Source organism: Galbitalea soli (genome assembly GCF_010686725.1).
Lineage (GTDB): Bacteria > Actinomycetota > Actinomycetes > Actinomycetales > Microbacteriaceae > Galbitalea > Galbitalea soli.
Window position 1 is genome coordinate 259,733 of record NZ_JAAGWZ010000001.1, and the last position, 17,247, is coordinate 276,979.

11 protein-coding genes are annotated in these 17,247 nt (G+C 68.0%); 4 read left to right on the plus strand and 7 right to left on the minus strand.

The features are described from left to right. The first annotated feature begins 19 nt into the window (after window positions 1-19). The 4 genes from G3T37_RS01210 to G3T37_RS01225 all read left to right on the plus strand — a co-directional run bounded on the left by G3T37_RS01210 (window position 20) and on the right by G3T37_RS01225 (window position 4,587). Complete coding sequence (locus tag G3T37_RS01210; RefSeq protein WP_163471657.1) at window positions 20-934, plus strand: glycosyltransferase family 2 protein; 915 nt, start codon at window positions 20-22, stop codon at window positions 932-934. A 79-nt stretch (window positions 935-1,013) separates the two neighbouring features. Continuing rightward, window positions 1,014-2,438: a tyrosine-protein kinase domain-containing protein gene (locus tag G3T37_RS01215; protein WP_163471658.1), complete on the plus strand. Its 1,425-nt coding sequence runs from the start codon at window positions 1,014-1,016 to the stop codon at window positions 2,436-2,438. A gap of 8 nt (window positions 2,439-2,446) precedes the next feature. Next, on the plus strand, window positions 2,447-3,448 hold the full coding sequence (locus G3T37_RS01220; protein WP_163471659.1) for a glycosyltransferase: 1,002 nt from the start codon (window positions 2,447-2,449) through the stop codon (window positions 3,446-3,448). After that, the gene (locus G3T37_RS01225; protein ID WP_163471660.1) at window positions 3,445-4,587 is read left to right on the plus strand and encodes a glycosyltransferase family 4 protein; all 1,143 of its coding nucleotides are present in this window, start codon (window positions 3,445-3,447) and stop codon (window positions 4,585-4,587) included. Before G3T37_RS01220 ends, G3T37_RS01225 begins: the two co-directional genes overlap by 4 nt. Here the strand turns inward: G3T37_RS01225 and G3T37_RS01230 are convergent. From G3T37_RS01230 to G3T37_RS01260, 7 genes are all read right to left on the minus strand, one after another. Further along, complete coding sequence (locus G3T37_RS01230) at window positions 4,563-5,504, minus strand: glycosyltransferase family 2 protein (protein WP_163471661.1); 942 nt, start codon at window positions 5,502-5,504, stop codon at window positions 4,563-4,565. The genes G3T37_RS01225 and G3T37_RS01230 overlap by 25 nt on opposite strands. A 39-nt stretch (window positions 5,505-5,543) precedes the next feature. Further along, window positions 5,544-11,144, minus strand: coding sequence for a PKD domain-containing protein (locus G3T37_RS01235; RefSeq protein ID WP_163471662.1), 5,601 nt, complete (start codon window positions 11,142-11,144; stop codon window positions 5,544-5,546). A 109-nt stretch (window positions 11,145-11,253) separates the two neighbouring features. Further along, window positions 11,254-12,894: a PT domain-containing protein gene (locus tag G3T37_RS01240; RefSeq protein ID WP_163471663.1), complete on the minus strand. Its 1,641-nt coding sequence runs from the start codon at window positions 12,892-12,894 to the stop codon at window positions 11,254-11,256. 69 nt (window positions 12,895-12,963) lie between these two features. After that, a complete protein-coding gene (locus G3T37_RS01245) occupies window positions 12,964-14,283 on the minus strand; it encodes a hypothetical protein (protein ID WP_163471664.1) in 1,320 nt (439 codons plus the stop codon). A 297-nt stretch (window positions 14,284-14,580) separates the two neighbouring features. After that, a complete protein-coding gene (locus tag G3T37_RS01250) occupies window positions 14,581-15,240 on the minus strand; it encodes a hypothetical protein (protein WP_163471665.1) in 660 nt (219 codons plus the stop codon). Next, on the minus strand, window positions 15,237-16,046 hold the full coding sequence (locus G3T37_RS01255) for a CDP-alcohol phosphatidyltransferase family protein (RefSeq protein ID WP_163472538.1): 810 nt from the start codon (window positions 16,044-16,046) through the stop codon (window positions 15,237-15,239). The genes G3T37_RS01250 and G3T37_RS01255 overlap by 4 nt, the downstream gene beginning before the upstream one ends. Then, window positions 16,040-17,236: a glycosyltransferase gene (locus G3T37_RS01260; RefSeq protein ID WP_241732052.1), complete on the minus strand. Its 1,197-nt coding sequence runs from the start codon at window positions 17,234-17,236 to the stop codon at window positions 16,040-16,042. The genes G3T37_RS01255 and G3T37_RS01260 overlap by 7 nt, the downstream gene beginning before the upstream one ends. Window positions 17,237-17,247 lie beyond the last annotated feature (11 nt).

Consider the following 17,247-nt stretch of genomic DNA (forward strand, 5'->3'; position numbering starts at 1 on the left):
CGACAGAAGCGAGTCCGCAATGCCCACGCCGGAATCCGAGTCGGTCAGTCGAATCGCCATCGTCGTCGTCAACTACCGCTCACACCAGCTCATCGACGAGAACTTCGCCGTGCCGCTCTGGCCCGCAGGCCAGGGTCGGGTCGTCGTCGTCGACAACTTCTCCGACGCCCTCGAGGCCGCTGCGATCCGCGAGCTCTGCGGCCGACGCGGCTTCGAGCTGGTCGAACCGGGCGCGAACCTCGGCTTCGGGGCGGGAATGAATCGCGGGGTGGAGCGCGCGATCGAGGGGGGCGCGACGCAGCTGCTCCTGGTCAACCCCGACGCGGTCATCCGGCCCGATGTGGTCGCGGCCCTCCGACGGCAATTGGATGACCAGCCGCTCACCATGGTGAGCCCGCGGGTCGTGCGTTCCGACGGCAGCACCTGGTTCGGTGGTGCCCGCGTCCTCCTCGACGAGGGCGTCACCACGACGCGGCCCGGTTCCGACTCCGGCGCCCCCGACGGCTGGCTCAGTGGCGCGTGCCTCGCCCTCACCGCGCGCCTCTGGGAGAGGATCGGCGGCTTCGACGACGACTACTTCCTCTACTGGGAGGACGTCGACCTGTCGTGGCGTGCCCGGGCCGCGGGGGGTGCGCTGCTCGTCCGCGGCGATCTCACGGTCGAGCACGCCGTCGGCGGAACGCAGGATCACGCGGGCAAGTCGCCCCTCTACGTCTATTACAACGTGCGGAATCGCATGGTCTTCGCCCGGAAGCACCTCACGCCCGCGCAGCAGCGGGCCTGGGCGCGAACCTCGTTGAGGTCGGCCCGGCGCGTCGTGCTTCGTGGCGGACGACGGGCGCTGGCACGACACCCCCTCGCGCTCGGCGGGGCGATGCTTCGGGGACTGCGGGATGGTGTGCGATGGCGCCCCGAGGAAGGGACGTCCCTGTGAGATGTACACCGAATGGGGGGCGTCGATTTCGTTCACGCCCCGTTAAGATTGAGGCTTACCCCGATCTGGAGGCAACCCGATGACCGCTCGTGGTGCACTTTCGGTGCTGCGCAAATACTGGGTGCTCATCGTCGTCCTCACCGTGCTCGGTGGAGGGGCCGGCTTCGTGTACTCCCTCACGCTGCCCGCGCTTTATCGCTCGACGAGCAGCGTCTTCGTCTCCTCCCAGCGGGGTGACACCACCTCGGAACTCGTGCAGGGCTCGACCTTCACGCAGAACCTTGTGCAGTCCTACGCCCAGCTCGCCACCCTGCCGGCGGTACTCACCCCGGTCGTCGACAGCCTCGGACTCAATGAGGATGCCCGCACCCTCGCGAAGTCGGTCACCGTCGACGTGCCGCTCAACACCGTCTTCGTCGATGTCACGGTGAGCGACACCTCGCCCAAGCAGGCGGCGGTCATCGCCGACGCCATCACCGCGTCGCTCACCACTCAGGCCGAGAAGCTCTCGCCGCCCACCGCGACCGGCCAGCCCTCGGTCACCATGACGGCCGTCGCTCCCGCGCAGGTGCCCATCGCGCCCTACGCGCCGAGCAAGGTGTTCAACACGCTCACCGGTCTCGTCGCCGGGTTCGCCCTCGCCGTGCTGTTCGCGTTCCTGCGCGAGTTCCTCGACACCCGCTTCCGCACGGAGGAACAGCTGGCCTCGGTCGCCGATGTGCCCGTGCTCGGCGCCATCTCGCGCCACGCGGCCAACCGCGTCGGCAACAACATCGTGATGCGCTCCGACCCGCACTCGCTCCCCGCCGAGGACTTCCGCCGCCTGCGCACCAACCTGGAGTTCTCCAACGTGGATGCAGCGGCCCGAGTGCTGCTCGTCACCTCGGCGCTCCCTGCCGAGGGCAAGACGACGACCACCGTCAACCTGGCCCTCGCGATGGCCGAGGGGGAGAAGCGCGTACTGCTGATCGACGCGGACCTGCGCCGGCCATCCGTCGCGGGGGTCACCCAGCTGGAGGGCTCGATCGGACTCACCTCCGTGCTCCTCGGCACCGTCGATGTGGAGGACGCGATCCAGCCGTGGGCGGGCGGGCGCATCGATGTGCTGCCCGGCGGGATCATCCCGCCCAACCCGAACCAGCTGCTCAGCTCGGCCGCGATGGAGAAGGTGCTCACCTCGCTGCTGCCGCGCTACGACTACATCGTCTTCGACTCCGCTCCGCTTCTGCCCTTCACCGACTCGCTCTCGCTCTCCAAGATCACCGACGGCGTCATCGTGGTCGCCCGGGCGAAGAAGACCCGTCGGGAGAGCTTCGTGCGCGCCATCGCCTCGCTCGAGGTGGTCAACGCGAAGCTCTTCGGGTTCGTGCTCAACGGTGTGCCGCCGGTGGAGACGAGCTCGTACTACGGCTACAAGCCCGCCACGGTCGAGGCGATCGCCGAGCAGACGGGTCTGAACCCCGACGAGGTGCTCGAGCTCGACGAAGAGCTGGCCAGCAAATAGCGGCCCGCATGCGGGTCCTGCAGTCGTTCCGGTCGGGGCGGGAGACAACGAACCCGTATCTCCTGCAACTCGTCGCCTCGCTGCCCGAGCCGGTTGAGGTCGCCACCTTCTCCTGGCGCGCCGCCCTGCTCGGCGACTGGCAGGTGTTTCATCTGCACTGGCCCGAGGTGCTGCTTCGGGGGACGAGTCCGGCGAAGACGGCGGCGCGGCGGTTTCTCTTCGCGCTCCTCCTGCTGCGAGTGCGTCTGACGGGTCGGGTGATCGTGCGCACGATGCACAACGAGTCCGCACACGAGGCGCAGGCGCCGCTCGATCGTCTGCTCACGAGGCGAGCAGAGCGGGCGACCACGGTCTGGATCCGCTTGAATCCCTTCACCGTGCCGCCCACTACCGCGCCCGTCGTGACGATCCTGCACGGCGACTACGCGCGCTGGTACGCCGATCACGTCGTCGGCGATCGGGTGCGGGGCAGGGTGCTCTACTTCGGCCTGGTTCGCGCGTACAAGGGCGTCGAGGACCTGATCGATGCCTTCCGCGCGCAGCCGGACCCGGAGCTCAGCCTCACGATCGCCGGGCGACCCGCCGACGCGTCGCTCGCGCGCCAGCTCGGGCTCCGCGCGGCGGGCGATCCCCGCATCCGGCTGGCGCTCGACTACCTGGGCGATGCCGAGCTCGCGACCGAGCTGGGGCGCAGCGAGCTCGTCGTGCTGCCGTATCGGCGGATGCACAACTCGGGCGCGACGATCCTGGCCCTCTCTCTCGGTCGGCCGGTGCTCGTGCCCGCGAACGATGTCACGCGCGCCCTGCGGGCCGAGGTCGGCGAGCGCTGGGTGCAGCTGTTCGAGGGCGAGCTGGACGCTGACGATCTCACCCGGGCGCTGCAGGCGGTCCGCGCGATCGCTGCCGACCAGCGCCCCGACCTGGGCGCACGCGACTGGGACGCCATCGGACGCCAGCACCGCGACGCCTACCGACTCGCCCTCGACACGCGCGTGGGGCGACGCGCATGACCCGCACCGTGCTCTTCGTACACTCGTCCAACGAGATGTTCGGCGCCGACCGGATCCTCCTCCAGGTGATCGAGTCGCTCGCGGGACGCCCCGACCTCCGCGCCGAGGTCTGGCTCCCCGACGACGTCGAGGCCGCTGCCGACTCCGTCGAAGCGCACCTCCGCGCCGCGGGCATCGCGGTGCGTGTGCTTCCGTTGCCGGTGCTCCGGCGCAGGGAGCTGACCATCGCGCGGCTTCCCGGGCTCGCGGCACGAGCGCTGCGATTCTGGGGGCGGGTAGTGCGCACCCGGCCGGTCGCCGTGTACTGCGCGACGAGCGCGCTGCTGATCGCCGCGCCACTGGCCCGGGTGGCGTGCGTGCGGACGGTCATCCTGCACAACCAGGAGATCTGGTCGGGGGGCGAGGCGCGAATCCTCGGACTGCTGGCGGGGTGGTGCACCCACGCGATCGCGATCTCGGAGTCGGCGCGCGCCTCCCTCCTCGGCCGGGTGCGGACGCGATCGCGCACCATCATGAACGCGGTGCCGGACGTGCTGCAGCCGGCCCCGCGGCCGATCCCGCCGGGGGAGCGGCCGCTGCGGTTCCTGATCGCGAGCCGCTGGAACGCCTGGAAGGGGCACGGCACGCTCCTCGAGGCGTGGGAGAAGCTCGGAGCCGCGGCGGGACGCCTCGTTATCGTGGGTTCGCCGCCCGAGGTCGGGATCGGGGTCGACGTGCCGGCAATGGTCGCTCGACTCAGTCACCCCGACACCGTCGACGTGGTCGGCCAGGTCGCCGGCATCACCGAGCACCTCGATCGGGCGGATGTGCTCCTCGTGCCCTCGGATGACCCCGAGCCGTTCGGGCTCGTCGCGGTCGAAGCGTTCAGCCGCTATCGACCCGTGATCGCCTCCGACGCGGGCGGAGTGACCGAGATCGTCACGAGCGGCCGCAACGGCCTGCTGTTCCCGCCCCGCGACGCGGATGCCCTTGCCGAGCTGCTCCGGACCCTGACCGTCGAGCGCGCCGCCGAACTCGGTCGCGCGGGGCGTTCTGACTACGAGGCGCACTACTCGGTGCCGCGGTACCTCGCCGAGTTCGCCCGATTCTGGGCCGAGGTGATTCCGGTGCCGACTCAGTCGCGCCGGTACTCGGCGTAGACCGAGCCGACCGCCCCAGCGAGCATGCCGGCGCCCCGGGCCCTCGTCCGCGCGCCCCGCGCCTGATGACTGAGGGAGCCGGTGAGTCGCCCCAGAGCGGCCTGCACCGAGCCGCCGAGCACGCGGACGAAGCCGCGCGGGGCCACCGACGCGCGCACGCGCAACCGGCCCAGCGCGGTGACCTCGAGCGCGAGCGAGGTGCGGGTCCAGCTGTTGCCGCTGCGGTAGGCGCGGCGGAGTACCCAGGAGCGGGTGAGGCGGTCATCCGGAACCATGTCGACCACGACGGCCTCGTCGCACCACACCAACGCTCCACCACGGGCGGCGAGCTGGCGCGAGAAGAGCGTGTCTGAGCCGCCGGTGAGTCCGAATCGCTCATCGAAACGAACACCTGCTGCACGAACACGGCGCAGGTCGAGGAGGAGGTTGTTCGTGGCGAACACCGTGATCGGGGTGCCGGTGGGAAGGCGGCGACGGTCGAAGAAGCGGCCGGCGGCCAGCCAGGGGTCCGGTTCGCTCGCGTACTCGGAGATGACCGCGCCGACGACCGCGGCGGGGGAGTAGCGTCGCCACGTCTCCAGCAGGTGGTCGAGCCAGCCCTCGAGCGGGCGTTCGTCGTCGTCGATGAACACGAGGATGTCATGGTGCGCCGCCTCGGCGAGGGCGCGATTGCGCGCGGCCACGATTCCGGGATGCGGTTCGTGCACATAGCTCACGACGATTGCGGTCGTCCCGGCGAATCCGCGCACGGAGTCTTCGGCGCCACCATCGGGATCGTTGTCGACGATGAGGATCTCCACCTCGGCGTCCACCGACTCGGCCTGCTCGACGAGCTTCGGCAGGATCGCCCGCAGATCCTCTGGTCGCTTGAAGGTGAGCGAGACCAGAAGGATCCGCGGGCGTTCCGGTGCGGTCATGGTGGGTCGGCGGGCCTCTCGGTTCGTCGCGCTACCGCGTCAGTGCTTGGATGCCGTGAGCTTATCGAAGGTCGTCGAGTAGGGCAGGGTGGTCGCGGCGCCGCCGAGGTAGGTGCCGATTCCGATCGAGCCGGCCGTTTGCAGGCCCGCCGTCGAGTCCGTCGTGCTCACCTGCCACGTGCTCGGCTCAGTCGTGCCGACCTTCCAGACGCGCGCCTGCACCGTCGTCGGCGAGGTGCCGAAGACCTGCAGTCGTAGCTGAAGCTGGTCGCCCGCGGTGTAGCTCAGTCCGCTCACGGTGACCGCCTTGAGCGTCGTGCTCCCGGCGATCGCCTGAATGACGACCTTGCCCGTGGGGTCGATGACGACTCGCGCGCGATAGTCGGTCGTGGCGACGCGACGCCCGATGAGGGAGAGGTACGCGCTGCTGCCGGTGATCGCCGACTGCGGTGCGACGACGACCTGCACGTCGGTGTCATCGGAGGAGACCGAGGACAGGTAGGCCTCGAACGTCGATCCGGCGGTCGCATTCTTGATGAGGGCGGTCGTTCCCGTCACCGAGAACGCGGATGCCGTTCCCTTGAGCGTCCACGCTCCACCGAGGTCGGCCGAGCCGAGGCCGTTCACGACGGTGCGCGTGAAGTCGTCGGTCGCGAACGCGCCCGGCGGCAGCACCGGTGCGGTCACGGTCACGGTGTGGGTGACCGTGCCGGTTGCCCCGCCGTTGTCGGTGACCGTCAGCGCGACCGTGTAGGTACCGGTCGCTCCGTAACTGTGCGACGGGGTCGCCCCGATTCCGGTCGAGCCGTCACCGAAGTTCCACGCATACGACGCGATCGTGCCGTCCGAGTCGGAGGAACCGCTGCCGTCGAAGGTCGCCGCGAGGCCCGCGGCGCTCGACGTGAACGCGGCCGTCGGTGCGACGTTGCTCGGAGGCGCGCCGCCTCCGGTCGTGGTCGCGGCGAGGTCATCGAACGACGTCACGAGCGGGATCGTGGTCGCGTTCGAGGCGAGGTAGGTCGCGAGCCCGATGGAGCCCGCGGTCTGCAGTGCCGCCGTGGAATCGGTCGTGGTGAGCTGCCATGCGGCGGGCTCGGTCGTGCCGACCTTCCACACCTTCGCCTGGATGGTCGTCGGCGAGGTTCCGGTCACCTGGAGTCGAACGCGCAACTGGTCACCCACGGCGTAGCTGAGCCCCGAGATCGTGGCGCTCTTCAGCGTCGTGCTGGTGCGCTGCAGCTGAAGCTGCACCGTTCCGGTCGGGGTCAGCAGCAGCCGCGCGCGATAGTCGTCCGTCGCGACGCGTCGCCCGATCACCATCGCGTAGGTGCCGGTGCCCGTCGCCGCGGCGTTCGTCGAGACGGTGACGCCCAGATCGGTGTCGGAGGACGACACCCCCGCGAGATAGCCGTTGAGGGTCAGCCCCGCCTTGGTCGCCGAGAACTTCGCGACGCCCGAACCCACCGAGTAGGAGGCCGACGGTGCCGTGATGGTCCACGGGCCGCCGAGGTCGGCCGTTCCCAGGCCACCGCTGACGGTGCGCCCGAAGGTGTCCGTCGCGAGGGCGACCGGGCCCACCGGTGCGGTGACCGTCACCGGATGCGTGACCGAGTTGGTCGCGCCCTTGTTATCGGTGACCGTGAGCGTGACGGAGTAGGTTCCCGCCGCCGCATAGCCGTGCGAGGGAGCGACTCCCGTGCCGGTCGTGCTGTCGCCGAAGTCCCAGGCGTAGCTGGAGACGGTTCCGTCGGTGTCGCTGGACCCACTGCCGTCGAACGTCGCGGTGAGCGCCGATACCGAAGACGAGAACGCGGCGGTCGGCGGCACGTTCGCGGCGGCGACGGTCACGCTGTGGGTCACGGAACCGGTCGCACCCAGGTTGTCGGTGACGACGAGGCTGACGACATAGCTTCCCGCGGTCGGGTAGCTGTGGCTCGGCTGAGCACCGGATCCGGTGGTGCCGTCCCCGAAGTCCCAGGCGTACGACGCGACGCTCCCGTCCGAGTCGGACGAGCTGCTCGCGTCGAAGGACGCGGTGAGGGCGTTCGACGACTGCGTGAACGCGGCGGTCGGTGCCGAGTTCGGGGCGGTGATCGTGATGGAGCCGGTCGTCGTCGCCGTCGCGCCACCGTTGTCGGTGACCGTGAGACCGACGCTGTAGGTGCCGCCGCCCGCGTAGCTGTGGGTCGGAGTCACCCCCGTGCCCGTGGTGCCGTCGCCGAACGTCCACGCGTAGGAGGCGATCGTGCCGTCACTGTCTGACGAGCCGCTCGCATCGAACGAGCCGGTGAGGCCGCTCGAACCGGAGGTGAACGAGGCGACGGGAGCAACGTTCGGGGCGGTCACAGTCACCGTGTGCGTCACGCTGTTGGTACCGCCGTTGTTGTCGGTCACCGTCAGTTGCACGACGTAGCTGCCGGGAGAGGCGTAGCTGTGCGTCGGTGTCGCACCGGTGCCCGTGGTGCCGTCGCTGAAGTCCCAGCTGTACGCGGCCACTGTGCCGTCGGGGTCCGACGATCCGCTGGCATCGAATGAGGCCGTCAGGTCGGAGGAGCTCGAGGTGAACGCCGCAACGGGGTTCTGGTTCGGCACGATGTTCTTGCCGATCGCGTACTGGTTGGCAACGGTCGACGCGCTGAGCACGGTGCTGAACACCGCGGCCTCATCGAGCGTGCCGTTGAAGTAGCTGCTCGAGGAGTTCCAGGTGGTGTCGCCGCCCACGCGCCAGTAGCCGTCGTAGGCCTGCGCCGCGGTGTCCGGGTTCGTCGCGACGAGCACGCCGTCGACGTAAAGGTTCATCCCGTCGCTGCCCTGCGTGGCGACGACCTGGTGCCATTGCCCGTCGTTGTAGGCCGAGGGTGAGATGGCGAGGTTGGTCTGGCCCGTCCAGGCGCCGAAGGCCAGACGGCCATCGTTCTGCATGTAGACGTGGCGGTCGTAGGAGCCGGATCCTCCGGTCTGGTTGCTGCCGAAGCCGATCAGCTTTCCGCCCACGTTCGTGGTCGTCTTGAACCAGATCTCCTCGGAGTACGTGGTGGGGTTGCTGAACTGCTGGTTGCTGTACACCCCACCGTTGGATCCGTTGAAGGATGCGGCGGTGTCGCTGGTCCCCGCGATCGCGCCGGCCACTCCCTGAGTGACACCGCCCGTGTAGGTTCCCGTGACGGTGCCCGAGCTCGAGGAGTCGGCCGCGATACTGCCGCTGCTCTCTCCCAGACGCCAGTACAGGTCGGGGGAGGAGTTGTACACCGCGGCGCCGTAGGCGTCGGCCGGGGCCGACTTGATGACGGATGCCCGTCCCGACAGCACCTGGTGGTTGTTGACCTGCGCGGCCGTCAGCGGCTGGGGGTAGATCGCCACGTCGTCGATGGAGCCGTCGAAGTAGTTGTCGCCGCCCCAACTCGAGTCGCCACCGATCCGCCAGTAGCCCGAGTACGACTGCCCGTAGGTGACGTCGGATCGCTGCGCGACTCGACGACCATCGATGTAGAGCTGCATCCCGGTCGAACTGAGGTTCGCCACGACGTAGTGCCACTGTCCGTCGTTGAGCCCGGCCGCACTCTGCACGGTCTGCACGCTGCCCGGGTAGACGCCGAAGTAGACACGCCCTGAACCGTCCATGAAGACGTGACGGTCATAGTTGCTCGAGTCGCCGGTGTTGCTGTTGCCGAAGCCGACGATCTTGCCGCCCGAGGTGCTCGTGGTCTTGAACCACGCCTCGATCGAGAAGGTGTTGGGTCCGGGGATCGAGGTCTGCGTCGCGGTGAGACCCGTGCCGTCGTTGGGGAACACGGCTGCGCTGCTCGTCTCGCTCTGCGATGAGCCCGGAGCGCCGAAGGTGACGCCGCTGCCCGCGACCATGTCGTTGTAGCCGACCCAGTCGTAGACCGCCGGCCCGTTCGACTCGTTGAGGCGCCACAGGTCGAGCGCGCCATCCGAGGTGACCTGGTTGACGTAGGAGCTGGGAGCGACGTTGGTGACCGTCGCGCTCACGGTCTGGCTGAAGGCGCTGTTACCGAAGGGATCCGTCGCTTTGATGGTGTACGTGTGAGTCGAGCCGGGCACGAGTCCCGAGTCGACGAAGCCCATGTTGGGGCGGTCCCACCAGATGCGCGACCCCTGCACCGTCGTGTAGATGGGTGTGGCGCTCTTGCCGTCTCGAATAACGCTGTACGTGAGGTACTGGTTGTCACGGTCGTAGTTCGCGAGCCAGCTCAGTCGAACGGAGCCGGAGGCGAGCGAGACGGCGTTGGGAACCCAGTTCGAGCCGCCGACCCGGGGGCCGTCCTTGTTGGGCGCGATGCTCTTCACTGCGAATCGCGCGAGACCCTGCTGGCGCTGGCCGTTGATCGCCGTGAACTCTCCCGCGTACAGCACGTAGTTGGGGTTGGATGCGGTGCTCCAGGCACCCTGATTCTGACCGGTGTACGTGCCCGTGTTGATGTCGGGCCACCAGTTCAGGATGTCGGGGGAGTGGAGACCCGCGAAGTTGTAGTAGCCGTAGGGGTCCGGCGTGATGACGTGGTCGTACTGGTTCTTCGACCAGGCCATGCCGCGCTGGAAGGTCCACGTGGGACTCGTCTGCGGCTGGCCGTTGCTGTTGCCGCAGTAGTGCGCGTGCCCGGCCGTGTAGAAGGTGTCTCCCGTGATCGTCGACGAGTAGGTGTCGCCGTGGCAGTCCTCGACCCACACGATCGATCCGTCGGACCAGTTGGCACGGAATGCGCCCTCGAGGGTTCCCCCGGCACCGAACACGTAGCCCGTGCCGTACACCGAGTCGGCGTCCGAGGTGAGGCTGTAGATGGCGGCCTGCGTTCCGGCATCGCGCACGTACTGGGTGTTCGCCTCCCACGGCATGAGCGCGCCGGTCACCGCATCGAGCGCTCCGAGGCCGTAGCCGGGGTTGCCCGAGCCATTGAGGGTGGTGAATGCTCCGCCGACGACGATCTTGCTCTGGTCGGGGGAGATGACGATGGCACGCACCGCGCCGCCCTCCGCGTCGGCGAGGAAGGGCAGGAGTGCGCCATTGCTCGCCTGAACCGCGGCGACGCGATTGCGGGTCGACGCTCCGATGGCCGTGAAGTTGCCGCCCAGGTAGACGGTGGTGTTCGTCGCGGCGATCGATTGCACGACCCCGTTGGCGGCCGGGGCGAAGGAGGTGAGGGCACCCGTCGAGGTGTTGAACGCCGCGACCCGGTAGCGGGTCGATCCGTTGACGGTGGAGAACTTGCCGCCGACGTACAGCTTCGTTCCATCGGGCGACGCCGCGAGGGTGTTGACGGAGCCGTTGAAGGTGGGTGCGAAGCTCGCGTTCAGAACACCGGTGGTGAGGTCATAGGCGAGGAGGTTCGAGCGAGGGACGGTGTTAACCCCCGCAGCGGCTCCCGCGGGCTGGGCCGTCGTGAACTCGCCACCCGCGTAGACCGTGTTGCCGATGATGACCTGACTCCACACCACGCCGTTGATCTGCACGGTGGGAAGCGAATCGGTCGAGACGGTGGCCGGAGTGTTCGGGGTCTGCGGCACGGTGTCGGCGCGAGCCGCTGTCGGGAACTGGAATGCAAGGAGCAGGGCTGCGATCACCGAGACGACCGCAAGGGTCGCGAAGGCGCGCAGGCGCGATGGGAGGGTAAAGCCCAAGGGGTGCCTCAATCGGGTACTGTGGCGGTTCGGGTAACGCCGGGTATCCGCCAGAATACCTCACGATTGAGAAATCTCCACCACTCTTTTCGCGCCTGCGCGTCGACGGCTAGCCGCGCGTCGTCTTGATCGCGTATCCGGTGTCGCTCCAGGTGTTGTTGCTGAGCGTCAGGATGGTCGTGTTCGGCACGATCACCGCGCAGCTCGCCTTCGCCTGGTGGCTGCCGAACTGGTTGTCGCGGAGCGACACTCCGCTCAGCGGTCCGTAGCTCTTCTCCGCGATGTTCACCGAGCACGTGCCGTTGTCGATCGAGTTGCCGACCAGGGTGAGGTTGCTGACCGGCCCGGTGTCTTGGGTCACCATGAGCGCGGCGTTGTAGGCGTCCTGCATCACGTTCCCGACCAGCCAGAGATTCGTGCCGCGTTGAATCTGCACCGTGTCATCGTGCGTCGGCGTGTAGTTCCGCGTCGGGTCCTGCGCGTAGTGCAGATTGCCGTGCATCCACGAGTGGGTGATCGCGACGTTGTCTCCCGTGATGTCGACGGCGTCGACGACACTGTGGATATTGACGCGCTCGGCCGAGAAGTTATAGCCCATGATCCCGTTGGTGTAGGTCGGGTAGGCCTGCGCCGCCAACTCGGTGTCGATGATCTTGAGCCCGTAGTAGCCCGAGAGATTCGAAATGAGGCCCCCGCTCATCTCCGTCGTGGGTGCGCCCCTGACGATGGTGTTGCGGATGGTCACGTTCGGAGCAGCGATGATGATCCGACCGCGCACATCGAGGCCGTCGATGATCTGTCCCGGCGTCGTGACCTTGATGTTGCCGGTCACGATCGTGAGCGGCGTGCCGGCGGGCACCCCCGTCGTCGTCGGTCCCGGTGTGGTCGTCGTGTCGCTGGCTACCGCCGTCGATGTGGACGTCGGTGTCGCTGTCGGCGTCACGACGGGCTCGGCGGTGGCCGGCGGGCTCGGCTCGGCGCTCGGTTCGGCGGTCGGGGCAGGCGTTGGAGCCACGGCCGCCGTCGGTTCTGCTGTCGGGCCCGGTGCCGGCGCGATCGTCGTCACGGGTGCGGCCGGATACGGAGTGTGCGTCACGGTGGCGATGGCCGCCGCGACGGCACGGGCATCGACCCGATTGCCGAGAGTGGCGACAGCGCGCTTGCTCGCCGCGAGTCTGACGCTCGCGACTCGGGACGACACCGAGGCGGTGACGTTCACTCTGCGCGACGACGGTCGCGCCAGGGCACTCGTGGCCTCGATCAGAACGCGGTGTCCCGCGGGCACGCCCGACAGTCTGATTTTCCGACCGTGCCCACTGACGACGGTCGAGCTGGCGTGGCGATTGTTCTTCGTCAGGTAGTGGAACACGGGCCTCGACCGAGATCCGGTGAAGTAGCCGACGACGGTGACCGAGACCGACCCGGTCGACCCCCGGTTGAAGGCGAGCACCTTGCTCGACTTCTTTCCCGTCCAGACGAGCACGGCGCGGCGCGATTCGGTGCCGTGCAGCGTGATCCTGCTCGATGATCCGGAGCATCGCGGATGCGCGGCGCTGGCCGGGCAGATCACGATCGTCGGTGATGTCGCATTGGACGCGGCGGCGGATTGGGCGAGCGCCTCGATCGGCGCCGAGGTGACGGCCAGACCGATGGCGGTAGCAAGAGCGACGACGATGAATCGCGTCTTCTTGGTGACTCGACGACGAAGGCTTCGTGGGCGCAGCGTCGAGCGGACAGCACGATGTTTCATAGGACCCCCCCAGGCCTATTGATCACTTCCCCGTGCCGAATCCCCCGATCCGGCACGGGCCTTTACTCGTTACCCCTTGCTGGGCTGGACCGTTGCGCCCGTGTCAGCCCAGACGTTGTTCACCATTTGGGGAACGCTTGTCGCCGGCGCGATGACGGCGCAGTTCGCGACCGTCATGTGGCGCTGGAATCGGTTGTTCGCGACGGAGACGCCCTTGAGCGGACCGTACGACTTCTGTGCGATGTTGACGGTGCAGGCGCCGTTGTCGAAGAGGTTGCCCGCGAGGGACAGCGTGCCGACCGAGCCCGCATCCTGCGTGACCATGAGCGCCGCGTTGTGGGCCCCATTGATCGCGTTGTTGGTGATCGAGATTCCGATCCCCTTCTGGATCTGGATCGAGTCGTCGTGACTCGGGGTTCCATTCCGTGTGGGGTCCTTCGCGTAGTGCAGATTGTTGTGCAACCAGGAGGACACGATGTGAACGTTGTTGCCGGTGATGTCCACCGCGTCCACCACGTTGTGGATATTCACACGGGTGAGCGAGAAGTTGAATCCCATGATGCCGTTGGCATAGGTCGGATAGGCACTCGCGGCGATCTCGGTGTTGATCACGCGCAGACCCGAGTACCCCTTGAGGTTCGAGATGAGGCCGCCGTTCATCATGGCGGTGGACGGTCCACGAACGATCGAGTTCTGGATCGTGACGTTGCTCGCCTCGACGAAGATGCGCCCGCGGATGTCGAGGGCATTGATCGTCGCGCCGGCCCGGGTCACGTGGATGTCTCCCCGGTGAACCGTGAGCCTGGTGCCCCGCGGCACTCCCGTGTTCGACGCGCCAGGCGTGCCGCCGGGGATGGTCACCTTCGGATACACGACCGCGGCGATCCAGGAGGCAAGCGTGCGGCTCGCGAGATGAGCGACAGAGCGCTTCGCGGCCGACACTCGCTCGGCGGCGGTGCGAGGCGCAACCGACATCTTGACAAGTCGGTTGGACGAGGTCTTGGGGGCCATTGCGGTCTTCACCTCGATGAGGAGTTTTGCGCCCTGCGGAACGCCGCGAACGACGAGCGTCTTCGAATGGCCCGACAGAGCCGAACCGATCGACCGTGAGGCGGATCGCGCGAAGTGGAAGCTCGTACCGGAGAAGTACCCCACGACGGTGATGATCACCTTGCCGCGCGCGAGTGTGTTGTTCACCATCAGGGTGCTCGACGCGCCCGAGAAGGTGATCACGCCCTGCACGCGCCTCGTTCCCCACACCTTCATTTCCGACGTTGCGCCGGCGCAGTTCGGTGTTGCCGAGGAGGCGGGGCAGATGATCGCGCCGCTCCACGATGACGCTTCGGCCGAGGCCGGTGCGACGAATCCGATCGCGGATCCGGCGAGCACGGCGGCGATGGTCGTCAGGATGACCGTTCGCCTCGCCCCCCGACGTGCACGCGAAAAGAATGTAGTAATACCCGTCTTCATAGTTGCCCCCCGGCTATGACCGCATTACTCCCCGAAGAGTGTCACGGCGCCGTTTCTACGTAGTTGCGGCTGTTGTCTAGCTTGAAGTGTAACGGATTGATGACGACACGACAAATAGCCGACTGACATTCCTTCTCCGGGGGGAGGGGAGTCAGGCCGGCGGTGGCGCTTCGGGGGAGCGCCGAGAGGGTGCGCGGGTACGCGTTTCGGGTTGGGTTACTTCGGTGCGGGCCCCCTGAGGACGATGACCGGGACCTTCGCGGAGTAATCGAAGGTCACGCTGAACTCGGCCCGGGAGTCGACGGGCACCGAGAAGACATACACGGCCGTGATCGTGGCGCCCGCCTTCACACTGGCGGCGAGCGGCACGGCACCGGGGCCGGAAAGGGGGGACGCGGGCGTGTTGGCGGCACCGTAGTAGGCGTTCACGATCGTGCTGGCGAGACTGATCGTCTTCGCCGTGCCGTTGGCGACCGCCAGCGTCACCTGCACGGCCGCGCCGGCGACCTCGCCAGGGCCCTGCGCGGTGCCGTCGACCGCACGCATCTTCGTGATGTGCACCGTCAACCCCGTGACCGGGTGCGGCCTCGCGGTGATCGCGACCGGGGGAGCGGCACGCAGGATCCCGTTGGTCGAGCTGGAGGGCGCCGGGGTCGGCTTCGCCGGTGCCGTCGGCGCGGGGGTGACGCTCGCCGACGCGGTCGGTGTGGCGGATCCCGGGCTCGCGGAGGCCGGAGGGGTCGCGGGGGCCGAGCTGAGCTGTGTCGCCCTCGGGATCAGCGCCCAGGCGAGCAGCCCAGCGATGATGACGAGGGTCGCGAGCGCCACCCATCGCGCGGGTCCGGACCGGAAGAACGATCCACTCGAGTCACTCACTGTGCGCCCTCGCTCCCAGCGACGTGCTCCGAGGCGAACGTGCCGCGCGGCGCGGCGGTGGAGACGCCCGCCGAGTCGAGGGACGCCATATCGCGGAACCATTTCACGGAGGCCAGGGCCAGATACCCCGCCGTCGCGATGAAGATGAGGGTGTAGATGACGAAGAACACGATCGGCGCTCCGAGCGCGACGAAGATCAGACAGAGCAGTCCGTAGTCGGTGGGGAGGACGAGCAGGGAACGCCGGAGGCTGCCCGTGCGGGTCGGCGCGACCACGACGCCGAACTTCGCCGCGTGCACGGCCTTCAACTGGTCGTTCAGGATCATCGCGAAGAACAGCACTGTCGCCACGGCCGTGAAGGCGACGGGCACCAGCAGCCACGCGGGGGAGTTGAGCGAGAAGTTCCGGTATGCCGAAATCAGCACCGCGAGATGGAGCGTCACGATCTTCAGCGAGTCGACGACATGATCGAGCCATTCGCCCGCTCGTGATCCTCCGCCCCGCAGGCGCGCCACTTGGCCGTCGGCCGAATCGCACGCGTACCCGATGGCAAGCAGCAACCACACCGCGATGCCGAGTCCCCAGCTGACCGGCAGGACCGCGAGCAGCAGGATGCCGACGAAGGTGAACGTGGCGCTCACGGCGGTCACCATGTTGGGAGTCAGCCCTAAGCGGAACGCGAGTGCGGCGATCAACCGACCCGCGGGTCGATTCACCAGGATCGAGTAGGCGGGCGCGCCCGGTGCCGCCTTTTTCTGCGCCGAGGCGAGTCGTCGCACGGTGTCGAGGTAGCTCTCAGTCACGATCGGGCGTCCTCGTTCTCTCGGCGCGGAGCGGTCTCGTCGATCCAGGTGGATGCGGCCCGCGATCCGCGACGCCGTCCCCGGGTGCTGTAGCCCCGATGGAGGCGACGCGCCAGTTCTTCGTAGCCATCGGTGACGACATCCCAGTTGTAGATCTGCTCGGCACGGCCCTGAAGGCGGTGCCCGAGAACGCGGGACTCTTCGTCCGCCGCCTCGACCTCGTGAACCCGCTCGGCGACGTCCGCCACCGTGGAGAAGAATCGTCCGTCCTCGCCGAGCACCTCTCGGTTGAAGGAGACGTCGTACGCGGCGACGGCGGTTCCGGCCCCCATCGCCCGGAGCAGCGACGGATTCGTTCCGCCGACCGAGTGCCCGTGCAGATACAGCGCAGCGTTGGCATAGAGCTGGTCGAGGAGGTCTTGATCCCAGACCCCGCCGAGCATCGTGATCCGCGGATCGCTCTCCGCGACCGCAGCGATGCTGTCCGTGTAGGCGGCGGAGTAGGGCGCGGAACCGACGACGACGAGGGGCAGGGTCGCGTGACTCGCGGCGTAGCCCTGCACGACGACGTCGACGTGGTTCTCGGGCTCGAATCGCGCGACCACGAGGTGGTACCGGCCCGCTTCGAGTCCGAGACCCGCGAGCTTGTCTCGCGCGGGTTCGCGGATGATGTTGGTGCCGTAGCTGATCAGCTCGCTCGCGATCCCGAACTCGAGCGTGTAGTAGTCGGCGATACCCTGCGCGTCGGAGATGAGGGCGTCACTCCAGCGCACCGCCAACTGCTCGGCCAGGCGGTAGTAGCGCTTGCCCCAGGTGCCCCACTTGCCGCGCTTCCACTCCAGACCGTCGACGTGAACCGCGACCGGGGCCCGCCTCGTTCGGATCAGCGGAAGGAAGGGAGAGTTCGCCGCATTGAAGACGAAGCTCACGTCGGGACGACGATGGAACACCGCGTGGGCGGCGGACAGCGCGGTATGGCTCAGGGTCTCGAGGCTCTTCGATCGCAGCGCAGGCAAATGGACGAGCCGCATGCCCAGATGGTGGCGCGGCTTCGATCCATCGGCACTGCGGCAATACACCGTCACCTCATGGCCACGTGCCGCGAGCCGCTGACCGATCTCTTCGATCGCCGTCTCGAAGCCGCCATAGGCGGCGGGGACCCCCCGCGTGCCGAGCATCGCTATGCGAAGCATCGGCCCGTCAC

What these genes read in the sequence shown, in the direction of transcription:
- G3T37_RS01225 (WP_163471660.1), top strand. Translation starts at nt 3,445, where the DNA reads ATGACCCGCACCGTGCTCTTCGTACACTCGTCCAACGAGATGTTCGGC.
- G3T37_RS01230 (WP_163471661.1), bottom strand. Translation starts at nt 5,504, where the DNA reads ATGACCGCACCGGAACGCCCGCGGATCCTTCTGGTCTCGCTCACCTTC.
- G3T37_RS01260 (WP_241732052.1), bottom strand. Translation starts at nt 17,236, where the DNA reads ATGCTTCGCATAGCGATGCTCGGCACGCGGGGGGTCCCCGCCGCCTAT.
- G3T37_RS01215 (WP_163471658.1), top strand. Translation starts at nt 1,014, where the DNA reads ATGACCGCTCGTGGTGCACTTTCGGTGCTGCGCAAATACTGGGTGCTC.
- G3T37_RS01240 (WP_163471663.1), bottom strand. Translation starts at nt 12,894, where the DNA reads ATGAAACATCGTGCTGTCCGCTCGACGCTGCGCCCACGAAGCCTTCGT.
- G3T37_RS01220 (WP_163471659.1), top strand. Translation starts at nt 2,447, where the DNA reads ATGCGGGTCCTGCAGTCGTTCCGGTCGGGGCGGGAGACAACGAACCCG.
- G3T37_RS01210 (WP_163471657.1), top strand. Translation starts at nt 20, where the DNA reads ATGCCCACGCCGGAATCCGAGTCGGTCAGTCGAATCGCCATCGTCGTC.